The organism is Variovorax flavidus, from assembly GCF_030317145.1.
GTDB classification, from domain to species: Bacteria; Pseudomonadota; Gammaproteobacteria; order Burkholderiales; family Burkholderiaceae_C; genus Variovorax; species Variovorax flavidus.
On the sequence record NZ_JASZYE010000002.1, the window covers coordinates 956024 to 972481 of the forward strand.

General features: G+C 60.7%; 11 protein-coding genes and 1 pseudogene. 7 read left to right on the forward strand and 5 right to left on the reverse strand.

The window, feature by feature from the left end; all coding sequences use genetic code 11:
• The first annotated feature begins 3 nt into the window (after positions 1-3).
• The gene (locus QTH90_RS15140) at positions 4-1188 is read left to right on the forward strand and encodes a fumarylacetoacetate hydrolase family protein (protein ID WP_286665370.1); all 1185 of its coding nucleotides are present in this window, start codon (positions 4-6) and stop codon (positions 1186-1188) included.
• 106 nt (positions 1189-1294) lie between these two features.
• Here QTH90_RS15140 and QTH90_RS15145 read toward each other — a convergent pair whose 3' ends face one another.
• Both QTH90_RS15145 and QTH90_RS15150 read right to left on the reverse strand, forming a co-directional pair.
• Positions 1295-2518 (reverse strand): MFS transporter, encoded by a 1224-nt coding sequence (locus QTH90_RS15145; protein WP_286665371.1) that lies wholly within the window; start codon positions 2516-2518, stop codon positions 1295-1297.
• Positions 2519-2543: 25 nt separating this feature from the next.
• Positions 2544-3191, reverse strand: a pseudogene (locus QTH90_RS15150) (ATP-binding protein); the annotation flags it as partial.
• Positions 3192-3774: 583 nt separating this feature from the next.
• Here QTH90_RS15150 and QTH90_RS15155 point away from each other — a divergent pair.
• Positions 3775-5511, forward strand: a complete 1737-nt coding sequence (locus QTH90_RS15155; RefSeq protein ID WP_286665372.1) for a S8 family serine peptidase — start codon at positions 3775-3777, stop codon at positions 5509-5511.
• Positions 5512-6028: 517 nt separating this feature from the next.
• On the opposite strand, the gene QTH90_RS15160 is transcribed toward QTH90_RS15155, so the two are convergent.
• The gene (locus QTH90_RS15160) at positions 6029-6553 is read right to left on the reverse strand and encodes a toll/interleukin-1 receptor domain-containing protein (protein ID WP_286665373.1); all 525 of its coding nucleotides are present in this window, start codon (positions 6551-6553) and stop codon (positions 6029-6031) included.
• Between the two features lie 94 nt (positions 6554-6647).
• Positions 6648-7070: a hypothetical protein gene (locus QTH90_RS15165; protein WP_286665374.1), complete on the reverse strand. Its 423-nt coding sequence runs from the start codon at positions 7068-7070 to the stop codon at positions 6648-6650.
• Positions 7071-7879: 809 nt separating this feature from the next.
• On the opposite strand from QTH90_RS15165, the gene QTH90_RS15170 reads away from it, so the two are divergent.
• The 5 genes from QTH90_RS15170 (at position 7880) to QTH90_RS15190 (ending at position 14854) form a co-directional block, all read left to right on the forward strand.
• On the forward strand, positions 7880-8743 hold the full coding sequence (locus QTH90_RS15170) for a hypothetical protein (RefSeq protein ID WP_286665375.1): 864 nt from the start codon (positions 7880-7882) through the stop codon (positions 8741-8743).
• Positions 8631-10658, forward strand: coding sequence for a TnsB C-terminal domain-containing protein (locus tag QTH90_RS15175; protein ID WP_286665376.1), 2028 nt, complete (start codon positions 8631-8633; stop codon positions 10656-10658). Before QTH90_RS15170 ends, QTH90_RS15175 begins: the two co-directional genes overlap by 113 nt.
• 198 nt (positions 10659-10856) lie before the next feature.
• On the forward strand, positions 10857-11822 hold the full coding sequence (locus tag QTH90_RS15180; protein WP_286665377.1) for a TniB family NTP-binding protein: 966 nt from the start codon (positions 10857-10859) through the stop codon (positions 11820-11822).
• 12 nt (positions 11823-11834) lie between these two features.
• Positions 11835-13409, forward strand: a complete 1575-nt coding sequence (locus tag QTH90_RS15185; protein ID WP_286665378.1) for a TniQ family protein — start codon at positions 11835-11837, stop codon at positions 13407-13409.
• 479 nt (positions 13410-13888) lie between these two features.
• Entirely contained in the window at positions 13889-14854 is a 966-nt protein-coding gene (locus QTH90_RS15190; RefSeq protein ID WP_286665379.1) for a hypothetical protein, read from the forward strand.
• 189 nt (positions 14855-15043) lie between these two features.
• Here QTH90_RS15190 and QTH90_RS15195 read toward each other — a convergent pair whose 3' ends face one another.
• Complete coding sequence (locus QTH90_RS15195; protein WP_286665380.1) at positions 15044-16228, reverse strand: AAA family ATPase; 1185 nt, start codon at positions 16226-16228, stop codon at positions 15044-15046.
• Between the last annotated feature and the right edge of the window lie 230 nt (positions 16229-16458).

Here is a 16458-nt window from a genome sequence, read left to right on the forward strand (position 1 = left end):
CGCATGACCTCGATGCTTTCGACCGCCCAGTACCTGCCTCGCGACGCCGATCGCGCCACCCTGATTGGCCGGCTCTGGCTGCCGGACGTCGGCCCGGTGCTGGTCGCGGTGCACGAGGGCGGCTTGCACGATCTCTCGCGCATCGCACCGACCGCGAGCCAGCTGCTCGAACTCGATGACCCGGTGGGCGCGGTGCGGCAGGGCTTGCGCGACGACAGGACCGTCCGCGTCGCGTCGCTCGAAGCCGCGCTCGCCAACAGCGACGAGTCAGGTCGCGACCCGCAGCATCCGTGGCTGCTCGCGCCCTGCGACCTGCAGGCCGTGAAGGCCAGCGGCGTGACCTTCATCTCCAGCCTGCTCGAACGGGTGATCGAGGAGCAGGCTCGCGGCGATGCCTCCAAGGCCGAATCCATCCGTGCCGCGCTGGGCGGTGTGCTGGGCGACAACCTCGCCGGCATCGTGCCCGGCTCGCCGCAGGCCGCCAAAGTGAAGGACGTGCTGATCGCGCAGGGCGCGTGGTCGCAGTACCTGGAAGTGGGCATCGGTCCCGACGCCGAAATCTTCACCAAGGCGCCCGTGCTGTCCGCGGTCGGCGCCGGCGCCGATGTGGGCATCCATTCGGGGTCGGTCTGGAACAACCCCGAGCCCGAGGTCGTGCTTGCCGTCAACAGCCGCGGCCAGACGCTCGGCGCGGCGCTGGGCAACGACGTCAACCTGCGCGACTTCGAAGGCCGCAGCGCGCTGCTGCTCGGCAAGGCCAAGGACAACAACGCGTCCTGTGCGATCGGGCCCTTCATCCGCCTCTTCGACGAGCATTTCGGCATCGACGACGTGCGCCGCATCACGGTGGCGCTGCGCGTCGTGGGGCCGGAGGGATTCACGCTCGAAGGATCGAGCTCGCTGTCGAAGATCAGCCGCGACCCGCTGGACATCGTGTCGCAGGCGATCGGCCCGCACCACGCCTATCCCGACGGCCTGATGCTCTTCCTGGGCACGATGTTCGCGCCCACCCAGGACCGGCACGGCCCCGGCCAGGGCTTCACGCACGTGGTGGGCGACCGGGTGACCATTTCGGCACCCGAACTCGGCGCGCTCGAGAACCGGGTCGTGCATTCGGACCAGGCGGCGCGCTGGTCCTTCGGCATCGTTGCGCTGATGCGCAATCTGGCGGGGCGCGGGCTTATTTGATCTCCCCCAGGCTCGCGCACTTCGTGTCGCTCTCCACCCCCTTCCGGGGGCTAAGCCGGTGGACCGGCGGAACCGGGTCCACGGCTTTTCTGGGCTTGGGTCGGCGCTAGTTGCGGTGTTGGGCGGCTCGCAGGGCCAGGACTGCCACGACGCTTGCTGCCAGCAGGATCCACAGGCCGGCGGTGTAGCCGCCGGCCGGCGTCCACAGCAGGCCGAGCAGCAGTGGGGCGACGGCGCGGGCGATGGCGCTTGGCAGGCCGAGTGCGCCATTGAGCGTGGCGACGTGCTCGCGGTCGACGTACTGCGCGATGGCCGTGCCCTTGACGATGGTCAGCATCCCGTTGCCCATGCCGTAGAACAGCACGAAGCACAAGGCAGCCACCGGGTGGCCGGCGCCCGCCAGCAGCATCACGAGGCCGAGCGGGATCAGGCAGGGGATCAAACGGTTTGCGAGATGCAGGTCGAAATGGTGTTCGAAGAAGTAGAGCAGGGCGCGTCCGAACACCTGCATGATGCCGACGCTCGCCGGGACCGCGATGGCCCAGGCTTCCGGCAATCCCGCGCCGCGCAGCAGGCTGACCATGTGGGGCGGCAGGGCGGCGGTCACCGCCATGAGCAGGACGGTGAATACGCCGATCAGTAGGAAGGGCGCGCTGCGCAGGTGGTGCGCGACGGAACGGCGATCGGAGGACGGGCGCCCGCCTGCGGGCGGCTCGGCGCGGCGCCCCGGTGCGTTTCGCAGGATGCGGAAGTGCAGCGGGACGCACACGAAAAGATGGATCGCGGCCAGCACCCACAGCGCGTGCCGCCAGCCGAGCTGTGCGATCAGCCAGGCATCCAGCGGGATGAAGACGGTGCTCGCGAGGCCGCCCAGAAAGGTCAAGGTGATGATCGCGCGCCGGAAATCATTCGGAAAGCGGCGCGTGACGATCGAGAAGGCCGGGCTGTAGAGGGTTGCCGACAAGCCGGCGCCGAGCAGGAGCCACACGCCGTAGAAGCCTGCCGCGCTGTGCACGAAGCTGTGGAACATCAGGCCCACTGCGATCAGCAATGAGCCGCCCGTCATCACGGCGCGCTCGTGGCCCCGATCGATCCAGCGGCCCACGGGCCAGGCCATCGCGCCTTCGGCCAGCAAGGCGAGGCTGAAGGCCAGCGAGGACTGCGCGCGGTTCAGGCCGAGCTCGCGTTCCACCGGCTCCATCAGCAAGGCGAAGGTGTAGAAGACGCTGCCCCAGGTGATGAGTTGGCCGACGGAGAGCCAGGCGACGAGGCGGCGGTTGTAGGGGGTGGGTGGGGACAGCGGGGAGTGCTGCGGTGCGGTAGATCCCATGGCCGTGAACTCTACCGGCCGCCGATCAACCGGCAGCCCGCAGCGCCCGCCGGTATTGCACGGCCTCCGCGACGTGCGCCACCTCCACCGACCCCGCGTCCGCCAGGTCAGCGATCGTCCGCGCCACCTTCAGCGCCCGGTGTGTGCTGCGGGCCGACCAGCCCAGCTTCGCCGCCGCCGTGTGCATGAACTTCAGCGCATCCGGTGCCAGCGAGGCGTGGCGGTCGATCTCTGCGCCTTGCAGCGATTGATTCGTCGTGCCCTGTCGCGCCAGCGCCCGCTTGCGGGCCTCGCCCGCGCGGCCACGGATCGCATCGGTCGCCTCGCCGGGGGGCGCATCCAGCAATTGCTCGGCCGACACCGCGGGCACTTCGATGTGGATATCGATGCGGTCCAGCAGCGGGCCGCTGAGCTTTCCCTGGTAGCGCGATACCTGATCGGGCGTGCACCGGCAGGCCTTGAGTGTCGAGCCGAGATAGCCGCAAGGGCAGGGATTCATCGCCGCGATCAATTGGAAGCGCGCCGGGAACTCGGCGCGGCGGGCCGCGCGGGCGATCGTGATCGTCCCGGTTTCCAGCGGCTCACGCAGCGCCTCCAGCGAGGCCCTGCCGAACTCGGGAAACTCATCCAGGAAGAGCACGCCGTGATGCGCCAGCGAAATCTCACCCGGCTGAGTTCGTTCAAAGTTAGGCCGGATTTCCATCAAATTTAGGACCTAATTTTGACAACAGCGCTCCTAAGTGATTGATTTTTAAGGAAAATCCCTTAGAGAGCGCGTTCAGGCCCCGATGACCCTTTGGTGCTCATGGCATCGTGGGGTCGCGGCTCCTTCTCCTCACTCGAGAGGCGCCCGGCTAGCACCTGCTGCAAATGGCACCAAGAGACTCGACCGCATCGAGCGCGCGGGGGCATTGCGATAGCGCCGCGCTACATGCGCCATCGCATCGCAAGAGGGGATTCGCCATGTTAGTTAAAACTCACTTTCTGTCTGGTTTCTACGACGTATCTTGACGAGGGCCGACTTCAGCGGGCATGCCTCCCCACAGGCGGGCCGTGCGCCCAACCCAGGTCTTGAATCTCGAAGACCGATCACCAAACGGACACCGGTTCGGCGCGGCCGGTCGCAACTGTGTGCCAAGCTCTGGCACCCGAGCGCGCACGCCCCGATCGTCTGAGTAGAACTTCTCGGTCTCTACGTAACAGCGCTTGCGACTCCGCATAGACCTGTCACACTTTGTTCTTACATGGGAGGGGTCATGGGACTTGACAAGCTTGCACCGGAACTTATCGAAATGGCGAAAGGTACTCCTGACGGAGCCGCCGCTCTCGAACAAGCGATTTCTCAGTACGGTCCCTTCGGGCTGGATAGAAACAGAAATCCTCGAATTCCGGTGATCCTAAAGTGTGACGGAAGATCCGAAATACCTGATGTCAGCGGGGCCGTCGTTTTTGGTGACCGTGGTAAAAATCGAACGGCATTGGCCAGTGCTGAGGGGCTTCGCTCCTTGAGTGAAGAGCAATCAATCCTTCGCATAAAGTCGCCCCGAATTTTTCATCCGCTAAATGACGTGGCGGGCACTAAAACGGCGTTAAATGCTTTTCGAGCAAATCGCCCAGGACTGTCGGGCAAAGGCGTGATTATAGGGGTCGTTGACACCGGCATCGATTCAACTTTGAACTGGTTTTCAGATCGAATTTTGGCCATTTGGGATCACAGCATGGAGGGCCGCGGTTGGCGCAAGGATGACGATGACTACGGCAAGGTACTACGAGGTGGCGCGATGGGTGCTAGTAGTGATATTCGCGGGCATGGCACGCATGTTGCGGGGATCGCAGCAGGTACACACGGCACGTACAGCGGCGTGGCACCTGGCTCAAACATCATTGCTGTCAAGACAAACTTTTCTGAAAATAGCATCATGGATGCTATCGAGTTCATCTTTTATGAAGCCGATCAGCGTGGAATGCCTGCCGTAATTAATTTAAGTTTGGGCGGCCACGATGATCCTCATGATGGGACTGATGCTCTTTCCGAACGAATCATGGACTATTCCGGACCGGGACGCATCGTTGTGGCCGCTGCCGGAAACGATGGCGAACGCGATGTTCACGGGGAAATCACTATTCCGCCTTTCGGGGTCGGCGTTCTGAAACTTCAAGTGTGGCCGGGATCATCTCTTAACCTGTTGCTAGCTTGTTGGTATGACGGGCAAACGGAGTTGGAGGTGTCCGTCAAAGGGCCTAGTGGTTCCTCGTCCCGCTTTCTTGGTCCATCGCGCGTCAAGCCTGCCGCAGTGGAGTCGACGGTGCTCGATGGTTCAGCGGTGAAGATCGAAGCAGGACCGCGATCGGACGACAACGGTGATCACGAGGTCAGAATCGAGATCCAAGGAGGACCACTCAAGCCTTCTGTTGCAGAAGGAGTTTGGGAAGTTTCTTTTCGCAACGCGCAAAATGCGACGGTGATCGTGCAAGCTTGGTCGCATCGGAACCGAGGTGCGAAGAGCGCGGCCTTCTTGCCTCCTCACAACGTCAACCGCATGAAAATCGGATCGCCAGGCTGTGCTCCGCACGCGATAACCGTGGGTTCGTATACGACACGTCATGAGTGGATGGATTTCGGGGGCACTCGCCAGCAGTGCAGTCACCCCGTCGACGCACTCACGCCGTTCAGTAGCCCTGGACCAAACCGTGATGGGGGCCTTAAGCCAGACTTGGCGGCGCCCGGCGCGATGGTCGTATCGGCGCTTTCGAGTGACCATATCGCGGACCCGGCCTACATCATTGGTCCTGATGCGGTTGTCAAATCAGGTACCTCGATGGCGGCGCCCTACGTGAGCGGCCTAGTCGCGCTGTTGTTAGAACGCGACAGTAGCCTTAACCCTGCGCAAGCGAAAGCTCTCCTACGGCAGAACTGTTCCATTCCTTTCCAACCAAACAGCGGACATGACCTACGATGGGGTTTCGGGTTGATCAACGCGGCTGCGCTCTGAGTAGGAAGTTTTATGAACTATCAAAAACTTGACAACGCTCTATCCGCCCGTTTGGATCTCCAGGGCGGCGCCGCAGCACCAGCCGTTGAAGTGGCGGTCCGAACGCACGAACAGCCAAGCGATACTCAATGGGTAGAGTTGAAAAAATTTGGCGTCAGAGGCGTGAGGCCGACGGGTCGCGTCTTCACGGCTTCTCTTTCGCCCCGGGCAGTGGCTGAGTTGTCGGACAAGAGTTGGGTGCGTCTACTTTCACTGTCACGGCAGCTTCACCACTTTTGAGCGAGTCCCGCCACTCTCAACACGGTCAACACGGCGACTACCACGGGCATGCGACTCTCCGGACGCCACAACCCCGGGCGCAGAAGTCCGCCGCGTTTCTTCCGACGATTCGCTCGAACGTACCGGTCACGTCCGAATTGCGTATTGCGCCGACAGAGCCCTCAAAGAACCTGCAGATGAAGTCGAACGTGGACCGCAAGAACTCGTCGCGGTCCTTTTCGGAAAACTCCTTCTTCAGTCAAAGGTTGCTCGAGCGCGGGTTGGCCGCGTCGGCGCTCGATGCAGCGATGGCTGCGCTACGTGGCTGCACGGCGCCTGCCGGCGCTGCACCACCGCCAACCGATTTGACGGCTTTTGCCACCTCCGCCGCGACTTGCGCCATCGCCTCGTCTCTGTCCGGCCAAGATGCGATGGGCCTGCCGTCCAATGGCACAGCCATCAGCTTCCCGAAAGGGGCGTCATGCCACATGCAGTGACGAAGAATGACGGGTATGACCCGCGCCTGGCCTGCTTCGTGTCGTTCCATGGCTCTGGCCATCTCGCGCGAGTAGCAATATGAGGAACTGATGAAGTCCGAGCTGACGAGTAGCAGGATGATGTCTGCCGCCTCGAGCTTGCCGAAGATCGCGGCGTCGACTTCTTCACCAGCTGTGATGCGGCGGTCATGCCAAGCGTCAATCAAGCCTTGGAGCGCGAGGTGCGACTCCAATTGGTCGCGGAAAGCCTCGTCCTTATGGCTGTACGGGAAGAAAACACTAGCCACCTGATGCTCCTGCTGTGTTGGGTGTCTCCCGCATTCTCGGTGAGGTCTGCATAACCGGCGATGGGATTGGGCCCAAGGCCCATGCAGTCGCCTTCTACGGGGCTTTGGTGCTCTGGGAGCCCGTCATCTGCTCCCACGTCAGCGCCACTGAAGCAACTCCTGCCCCTAGACTAAGGGCGCTCAGAACGATGGCGACGATCACCAGGGCATGGGTACCGCGAATCGCGTTCCAGCCACCTTCCGTGAGCCTGTAGTGCGTTTTCCGGTGTGCAGGTCCTGAGACCGGTTGCCCCTTGACAAAGTGAAGTTCGGCAGAAGGAAGGCCTTCGTGGAGAACTTCGACCCATCCGCGGATGCGACAAGTTTGCACAGCTACTTCGAACCATTCCGTCGAGATTGGGCTTTTCTCAATCACCAAGATGTTGTGCGGCTGCACGATCATCGTGACGCGTTGCCCCGCGATGATCTTCAGTGCCTTCCGTATTTGACGCTCGCGTGGTGAGAAGTAGTCGAACAAGAATGGCTCCAAGGCTGTTGGGGCCGCCATTCTGAACGACGGATCGAAGCGCCAAAGCACCTTCGGTGAGAACAGTCAAGCGACGCCTCGCGCGAGTGCGCCTCCGACCACCAAAGCTTTCGGAACGAGCGCTCGCGAGGGACAGCTTTGAGCGGCGCGCCCAACGTTGTTCCGCTGCGAAAGCGCCAACGGACTTCGCGCTCGATGTCTTGGGGTGGTATGTGAGCTTCCACGTTCGAAGTGGTGCGCTCGTCCAGAAGGCCCTCGTCGGAGGCTTGCCAGGCCCAGTCATCACACGACGCGATTTCGCCTCGGCACGATCCATATCGGTCGGTCGATCGCAGCAGTCTCGTTGACTGTCCGGCCCGTTGCGCAAACAAGGACATATCCACCTGCGGCTTTCGCTAAATTTGCCTCACGAACTCGCATAAGTCAGATAGCTTCAGGCGCGAATTAGTTCGCGCTTAAGTATTCGCACAAACGCTAAAAGAAAAGTGAAAAATAGTGAAATCGAAGGCCAAAAAACGCGACGTTGATTCAACCTCATCGCGGCTAAAAACCTTCGTAAGACCCGGATGGCGACAGGTGAATTGTCTGCCCTCTTGACAGCAAAGTTCCGGATCGTTATCACCCGCACTCCTGCCGCGCCAAAACGCGCTGACCCGAAAGATAGTAGATCGCTTTCGGCACATCCCTCGATGAATCGAATGGGTTCTTCGAGCGAGTAACGACTGCCGCCGGCCGTCTGGTCGGCCGCACAAGTCTCGATTTAAGTCACCTCGGCCGTTAATAGCGCGTTGGAGGGCAAGATGAACTCGTCCCTATCGTCTGAACGTGAGAGAGTGCTTACTAACCAAGTTAAGTTCATCCCCATTGATGTCTGCGTCGAAATGCTTCCCGCGGCTCCCATTGCTCTCTTCGAAAACGGCGATTTAGATCGGCAATTCGGCACAGCAAATTGGATGAAGAAGGTTTTTCAATCTGCGCCTGCGGGTGACGGTTGGTCGCGCTCAAGAATGACTCATCGTCATCAGGTTTGTATCGACGACAGATTTATTCACATTGAAGGTTACGAAAATCTTGCGACCTATATCCTCAACCACTTCAGGCTCACGTCGGGGATTGCGTTTTGGAAGCCTCAGCCATTTCAATGGCAAATCGAAGGGGACGGGCCGCTGCGAATTCCCGATTTTGCTGTCGAGCTTCTGCCGCCCGCGTCGACAAAAGTTATCGTGCAGGTCAAGGCTTCGAAGTTCTTGACCGCAGAGGTTCTAGCCGAGTTTGAAAAGGAGCGAATTCTCGCGAATCGGTTTGGTGTTGAACACGTCGTCTGGACGGATAAGCAGCCATTAGGAATTCAAGCCAGAAATCTTTTTTTTCGGCTGCGACGGGCCAGACACGACCCCTATTCGCAACCTGACCTCGACGCGCTCGTGTCGGAGGTTTCGTCGATCGGCAGCTGCACGGCTTTGCAGTTGGTGGAGCGAGGTCACGACCCGACCTTGCTGCCGATCGCAGTTCAACAGGGTCGTCTGTTCATAGACCTCAAAGGAGCCTTCAATGAACAAACCATCGTCTCATCCCGTCCCGTCACTGATGCGCGAGAGTTTCTGCTTAACCACTGGTCTGATCCTCAGGCGTGGTGGAACAGTCTGCCGAGTGGAGAAGATTGACGGCGACCGCGTGCACCTGATGCATCGGGAGACCAGGGCCATCCGCATCGAGAAGCTCTCGGTCCTGGAGAAGTGGCAGCCAGGCATCGACTTCCAGGTTGTGCACCCCAACTGCCTCGAGGAGATGATCGACATCCTGGCCCGCAGCGATGCTGAGCGGAAGATGCTTCGCAAGCTGCCAACGGAGGGCGTGACGGCCGCGGTCATGTCTGAGTTCCTCGTGCGCAAGAGGTGGCTGAACGTGCTGCACTCCCGGGGATACGAGCGGTTCGCCCGGTCGGACCTGGACATGCTCGAGGTCCGATATCTGGCGAAACAGCACGAGCTTCCGGTGCGCACACCCGAGTCGCTCGCGCAGTATGAGAGTGCCGGCATGGAGGAGGGCGCCTTCCTGCTGCCGGGCTACGGATCCAGAGGAGGAAAAGGGCTAGTTCGAGGAACGCCCCAAATGGAGGAAATGATCGCGCAGGTGATCGTCAAAGCGCGGGATGGAAAGATCCGCCTGACGGTGTCAGGCGTCAAAAAGGAACTCGAAGAACAGATTGCCGAGGTCGAGCCATCGAAGGCGAAGCACCTCGTCCTTCCCAGCTACAGCACCTTGCGCCGGCGTCTTCTGGACCAGGCGTCTCCGTATGAGCGCGCGGTGTTCAAGCACGGCAAGAAGCGAGCAGATCGCCTGTTCAATCCGACAGGAGCAAGGGCCAAGGTCACTGAACCTGGTTTGGTCTACGAATATGACGATACCGATACCCGTGTCTTTTGCCTGGAACCGAGGACCGGACTTCCCTGGGGAAGGCCGTGGATAACGAATGGTGTTTGCCAGCATTCCGGATTTCCGGTGGGCACCGCCATGGACACCATCCCTCTGTCCACACAATCGGCCTTGAGCGCGCTCGTGAATTCCATTGAGGTCAAGGATCTCACGGAGCTGAATTCGACACACGGATCGCCCCACGTCTATACATGGGAAGCATCGGGTTATCCGACGCAGGGCTTGTTCGACAACGCGCTTTACAACAGCCCACGCATCCTGTCTTTGAATGCAGACGTGGCTGATGCCAGCTGGGCCCGGCCTTACACCCCTACAGACAAGCGCGAGATTGAGTATTTCAACGGCCGCGCGAAAACTTATTTCAACACACTGCCGGGATTCCGTGGTCCGAGCAACGACATGGATGCGCTCAAGGAGGGGCTCGGCACCGCGGTTCTGTCGGTCAGCAACCTGCGACTGGGCTACCTGAAGTGGATGCTCGGAGATGAAACCAACCGTCCCGGAGAGGACGGGCTGACCTCGCGCCAGCGATACCTCGAAACGAATCGAGTGTTGAAGCTAAATCGGCGGACTCCTCCGGATACGCGGCGCCTGCGCATGCTGCGCATGCAACCCCTTGCGAAGCCAGTGACCTGGAACCGGTATGGGATCACCGTTATGGGGGGATTACTGTATCAGGACGAAGACTTGTTCAAGCGCTGGATCAACCGCTCCGGCGGCTCCATGAAGGTCAACGTCCGGATCGATCCGGATGACCTCACGGCGATCTACGTGATCGTGCCCAACACCGACATCGTTCTGGTGGTGGGTACCTGCTACCCGGAGTACGTCGAGGGCATGACGCTGTACACGCACAGGCTGGTCCTGAAGATGTGCAAGCAGAAGAAGATCAGCAATCCCTCTATCCGCGACCTGTGGGCAACGCGGATCGAGTTGAAGGAGTTGGTGGCGCAGTGGGTGAAGGACGCCAAGGTATTCATCCGCAAGCGCGCGATCGCCGCGAGGAACGCCAAAGCCCTAAGGGAGAGGAAGAAGCAGGAGGAGTTTGCGACGACCGCTCTCGAGCAGGCCTGCGATGAACTCAATCGGACCGAGATGGATGCGGAGGAAGAGGGCTGGGGCATCCCGGCCGAACAAGCATAAAGCGCGCGAACAGTCATTGAAGATCGCGATCGACCTTCAACCTGATATGTGCCAAGCCGCCTGAGCCTACGCGATTCGCCTTTCGCCTTCTTGCGTGCTTGAGCATACGGGGGCACGCACTGCCTACGTTTGTGCCTCTCGCTGTTCCCAGTTGACCGGGAATGACCCAATGCTGGTAATCGGAGATGGAGAACGAAGATGGATGTCTCAGTACACCACATGACGCGCAGGCGCTGGAAGGATGCGCCGATCATGGAGCGCCACGAGGGCTTCAATCAAATCGAGATCGTGCATCCACAGTTTGCGAGGGCCGTCGCGCTCTTGGATACTCGCATGCGCATGCGCAAGTACAAAGCGGCTGCCATGGGCTTCCTCCTGGTGTGTCCGCCTAACGGAGGAAAGACCTCGTTCTTAAACTACCTGAGGCGCAGGTACCCGCCCGTCGAAGCGGAAGACATAAGCCTGCATCCGCTAATCGGCTTCTCGATTCCCAATCCGTGCAATCCCCTTGGGCTGTCCAACGCGATCCTCGAAGACATGGGAGACCCAGATGCGGGAGGAAGTGGTGCGCGCACGCAGATCCGACGAGCAAACAGGATGATCGAGAAGGTCAAGGTGAAGATCCTCGCGGTCGACAACATGCAGGACGTGCCTGAGCGGCGGGGGACGAAAGGTGTGCAGATCGTCGGAAACTTCTTTCGAGACGTGATCGACTGCAATGTCGTCCCCGTTCTCTTGGGAACGCAAGAAGCCAACGTTGTCGTTCGCTCCAACGATCAATTGCGCCGGCGCGTGCCGTCAACGCTCTCATTAGGAATCTACGACATCATGACGCCCAAAGGACTGAGCACCTGTCTCAGGATCGTCGATCGCTTCGATGACGAATGCCCCTTGGAGCGCAAGTCGTCCGTTGCGCGGACGTGGATCGGCAAGGCCATCGTCTATGGTTCTAACGGCACTCTGGGCGGCATCAGCGGTCTGTTTCGGTATGCGATGACCGCGTGCGTCGACGAAGGGCTCGAGCTCCTACAACTCAGACATTGGCACACAGCATTCAACCAGCTGTACGCCGGATTCGAGGATTACAACCCTTTCGTCGAGGGTGAGCGCAAATGGCGCCGACTTGATCAACCGGGCGAGCCCTTCTTCCTCGTCAAATCCTGACGGAGGAAGGCCATGTCCGAGGCGTCGTCTTATCTTGTTCGAGTGCGACCGAAGGCGGAGCAGTCGCTCTCATCCTGGCGACAGGATGCGGCTGTCGCGAATGGGTATGAGCTCTACCCCGTTCCTCGTGGGGCATTGAGACGCGTCGATCCGGATGCTGGGGGCAACGCTGCTGAACTGGAATGGCTCGCGAGGACGCACCGCATGACCTTGGAGGAGATCGAACCGTTGACGCTGCGCGCCTTTGAGGGGAAGGTGTTCCGCTATGCAAGTGTGCGCTGCCATCCAACCTGGCTGCTGAGAACCAGGTACACGCGGGAGAGTCCTATTCCTGGCCCTCAGTACTGCCCTCATTGCCTTGCTCAAAGCGGCGGCGGGTACTTCAGGACGGTGTGGCGCCTCGGATTCGTCACGGTGTGTCCCATCCACCTCTGTGAGCTGCTCGATCGTTGCCCCGCATGTGGGGCGGGCGTTTGGCCCGTTGGTGCGACAGTGCCACGCCTGTTCGAAGTCGATCATCCTTCCGACTACCTGCACTGCGCGCGATGCGGATTTCAGCTCAGCAGAGCTCCCGCCGATCTGGCACCTGAAGCCGAGGACACAGCTCGGTGGATCACGTCGTTGATCGCCGGGATGCAACAGGACCTCACCCCTAATCTACAGGTCGAAAGCGTGGACTATCTCCAGGCCTTGGATGCGATCTGTCATTTGTGCATCCGCAATCGGCCGCGTGCGCAGATCCTTGCCAGTTCCACGGATTGGGCGGACGCCGTGCGCAGTCTGGTGCTTGAGCCCGGTACCAACCAGGTCGAGCTCTTACGAATCGAAGATCGCCGAAAGCTGATCCACCTCGCACGACCGATGTTGAGCAACTGGCCGGACGCCTTTGTCGACTTCGCTCGCCAGACAGGTTTGAGCCAGGAGCACTTCAGTGGATCCGAGCACTTGATGCCCGGCTGGATGAGGACCGCCGTGTATGAAAAGCTCCGCAAGCAAAAAAGGCTATCTGTGCAGGTTGTCTCCGCGGAAATTAAGGCGATGCGATCTGCGGGCTTGGAAGTCACCAAGCAAGCGCTGCGCGAACGCCTGGGAAGTGATGCGAAAGCGATCGACGTGCTGCTTCCTTGCCGGCTCAAGGCGAATCGGTGGGAACTCGCGCGCTTTGCGAGGAGGACGACGAGCAAGCGCCAACGCTTTCGAAGGCGTCAGACCGTGGCGCTCGTGAGGAGCCGACTTCACCTGGTACTTGCAGCGCTCTCCGGCAAGACGCTGGAGGCCGTCGCGTCGATGACCGTTCGAGAGGTTCAAGAGTTCGTGGATCTCAGGATCGAATGGGCGTCAGCTACGGAACGCTACCTCGCCGAGTCGATGCGAAAGCATTGGGAGCGGTTGTCGACTCGTACTGAGACCTGGGGCGACCCGTCTTGCCCATTTCGAACCTCGAGCAACACCGACCCCGCTCGGTTCGCTCGTCAAACGCTCCTCAAAACAATGTCCGGCATGAAGTCAGATCTGCGGCGCGACATCAGTGTTTTCTGGCGACGGGGGAGGGCCGCATCAGGTCTAGAGCTTTGCCACCGAAGATAGGGCAGCTGCCCGAGGGAAGTCGGTTCGTCGTCCGGCCCGCGCCGCACGACGGCCAATCGTGGCCCGGGTGGCTCATGGCGTTGGCGAGCGAGAATCACTTCGATGGAGTTCCAAAACTGGCCGCTCTTTACGGTGTCAAACCGCTGCAGCTTATTCAGCTCGATCCCAGCTATGGTTGGGAGGCGATTCGTAGTGGCGAACCTATCGATGTTCAATCGGCGGTCGGGCGGGCGGGGAGTGGGTGCTCAAGCTTCTGTCGCGTCTGTGGGCCATGCTTCGCCATCGACGAGAAGCCATATCACCGAGCGGAGTGGGATCTGCCGCTGAGCCTCGTTTGCAGGATCCACTCGACGCTGCTCATAGACACTTGCAGTGCCTGTGGGGAACCCATCGACTATCTTCGTAGGGAGGTGACCCGCTGTTCGTGCGGGGCTTCATTTCTGGCTACCGGCAAGGTGGCACCGCCATGGCTGACCACGATGATGAAGTTCTTCATCAATCCCGACGACACGTCGAGACGGGTGAGGTTCGCGTTGTCGAGTGATGACGAGATGCAGGCAGGCCGAGCGCTCATACGGATTGCGGACCATCAGGCTGGGCGAACGACGCTGCTTGCGAGTGGAAAGCGTGTCGTTGCGTCGATGGTCCGACAGGAACATCTCGTGGACCTGAGGCCTTGGTTCGAGCAGGGTGAAACATCGTTCCTTGCTCGCATGAGAGAACTCGGGGGAGAAGCGGAGGGGTGGATGCGGTACCGCATCAGTTTGAAGCTCTACAGATTCCCGGCGCTGTCGGGCGTGCTTTCCCGCGCCATCAAGGAAAAGCCGCTCCGAGTCCGAAGGGCGGCACGGAGCAATGGAGGTCAGGCCGAAGTGTTCTATCGCGCGAACGATCTGCGTTTGACCTTCCATATGAACCCAGAGGCGCTTGACTACTGGGTCTCTGTTGGCATTCTTCCCGCGGACGCGTTCCCGTCTGGGCAGCGAAGTCGCATCTCCTCGGAAGCATTCGAGAATGTCAAGAAGCTGTTCGACGGCAGTTGCTCGCAGACGGAGGCTTCAAATCGCCTCGGGTGTGCGAATCACGTCGTGCGCAAGCTGATCCAGTTTGGGGCGCTCAAGCGTTCGCACCTACTACCCACCGTCGCCCGCGACCGCGTGGAACTGAGTTCGCTGCACCACTTGATTCGAACCTTCCTGTCCCGCTTCGCGGCTGGACGCATGCAAGTGCAGTGCATCTCGTTCGAAGAGGCGATCGATGCTATCCAGACAGCGCAGGACTGGGAGGTCTTTCGATCACACATTGAATTGGGGACCAGCGTCTATTGGGTGGAGGAGGGGAATCCGCGTTTGGGCGACGTGCGGTTCCCTTTCGACGAGATGGTTCGAGTGGGACTCCTCGGGATCGCTCGGCTTCGTCACCGTGGCGCGCACCGGCGGGGGTAGCGGGCGCCAGCCCTTGCAGCGCGGCGCCGAAGGTGACAAGGACTGGCTTCCAAACCGCAGCTTGCTCGCGACGATTGCGCATCATCTCTGTCGTCCTCGCAAACTGCTTCCATGTTCGTCGGACCGTCGGACCGTCAGCAGACGTGGCTGATGCGGCACCGCGCTGCCGCACCCTGGCGGCGTCTTTCGTCAATGCAGAGCATGCCGCGAATCACTCGGGTCCGAATCTTCGGGCAAATCTGCCAGCGTTAGATGCCGCCTGCCGGCGGCAACCGCTCGTGCGACCGCATCTTGCACCACCTGGAAAATCTCTCTGGCCGTGAGATGGGCCACGTGATGGCACAGCGCTGGCTCCGGCATCGCGAAGCCGCGAACGTTCAGTTGGCGCACGGCCGCTAAGGTCACGACGTGCGCAGCCTGCAGCGCCTGAGCGCCGGTCGGCGCAAGAACATGAAACTCGCGAAAGCGAGACCGCAGCGATTCTTGCACCTTGCCGGGATCGTTAGACGTTGCGATGTAGGTCGCTAGGCTAGCGTCGAATTCGATGTCAAGGGACGCGTCTCGTATCCTGCATGCTGTGACGGGTTCCAGCAGCGAATGGAGTGGCGCCAGCGGGTCGTACTGAGATCCCTTCGGAGCCTTGTCAAGTTCATCGATGAGGAACACCGGATTGGCGACGGTGCCCAGGCAGATCTGGTCAAAGATCAACCCTTGACTGGCCGTGCTCCAGTGGCGTTCCGTGCCGAGGAGGAGCGAAGTCGTTTGGGCGTTTTCCATTGAATGCCGGCGAAGCGGCGCGCCGAGGCCCTGCGCCAAGTCGTTTGCGTAGTGGGTCTTGCCGAGGCCTGGCTCGCCCCACAGGTGGAGCGGAGGGAGCGTAAGAGGATGTCGACTGTGTGTCGAAAGTGCAACTCGGCGGGCCACGAATTCGGTCACTTCTCCAAAGTGAGGATGCGCCGAGCGCAGATACTCGAGGGCCGTTGCCCACCTGACAGGCCGGAAGGCCGGGTTTACGATCTCACGCAGGGCTCCGGCCCGCTCCAGCCTCTTCGTGAGCTCCAGTTCGCGCTTCTGATTGTCCTTGTCGCGAAGCGTGCTGATACGTTCCATGACGCGCAGCAGTTCCTCGGCCTGAAGCACGGGATGGCGGCGGTTGCGACGGTAATGTGCTAACCCGCGCTCGAACGCCCTGATGAACGCAACGCGATCGAGCGAATTTGCTATCGGGGAGGGCGCGACCGGATTGGCTCGGGCCGCAGCCTCTTCGCGGCGCCGCTCCTCTCTCACCCGATACTCGGCCTCAATCGCATTCGCCCTTTGTTCCCGCTCTTCGCGCAGCTCGGCCGCAAGTGGAACAGGCAACAAGACCTCCAAGCCACTATCCGAAACGGATCGGGGGCTTAGTACGTAGGAGGAGAAACCTGGGAAGTCGGCTTCGACTCGTCTTGTAGACACGATGGGCTCCAGATGCGGAGCCCGTGAATTCAGACTCCAGGGATTGAACTACCAGCGGCAAAAGTGTTGCGGGTCATCGGCCAAGTCGAGGTCCGTACTTGAGCAGACGAAACCCGCGAGCGCACGTTTCCACAGACGCCATTGATGGC

Excerpts from the sequence above, each read along its gene's own strand:
- QTH90_RS15140 (WP_286665370.1), top strand. The coding sequence starts at position 4 with ATGACCTCGATGCTTTCGACCGCCCAGTACCTGCCTCGCGACGCCGAT.
- QTH90_RS15145 (WP_286665371.1), bottom strand. The coding sequence starts at position 2,518 with ATGGGATCTACCGCACCGCAGCACTCCCCGCTGTCCCCACCCACCCCC.
- QTH90_RS15155 (WP_286665372.1), top strand. The coding sequence starts at position 3,775 with ATGGGACTTGACAAGCTTGCACCGGAACTTATCGAAATGGCGAAAGGT.
- QTH90_RS15170 (WP_286665375.1), top strand. The coding sequence starts at position 7,880 with ATGAACTCGTCCCTATCGTCTGAACGTGAGAGAGTGCTTACTAACCAA.
- QTH90_RS15175 (WP_286665376.1), top strand. The coding sequence starts at position 8,631 with ATGAACAAACCATCGTCTCATCCCGTCCCGTCACTGATGCGCGAGAGT.
- QTH90_RS15180 (WP_286665377.1), top strand. The coding sequence starts at position 10,857 with ATGGATGTCTCAGTACACCACATGACGCGCAGGCGCTGGAAGGATGCG.
- QTH90_RS15185 (WP_286665378.1), top strand. The coding sequence starts at position 11,835 with ATGTCCGAGGCGTCGTCTTATCTTGTTCGAGTGCGACCGAAGGCGGAG.
- QTH90_RS15190 (WP_286665379.1), top strand. The coding sequence starts at position 13,889 with ATGATGAAGTTCTTCATCAATCCCGACGACACGTCGAGACGGGTGAGG.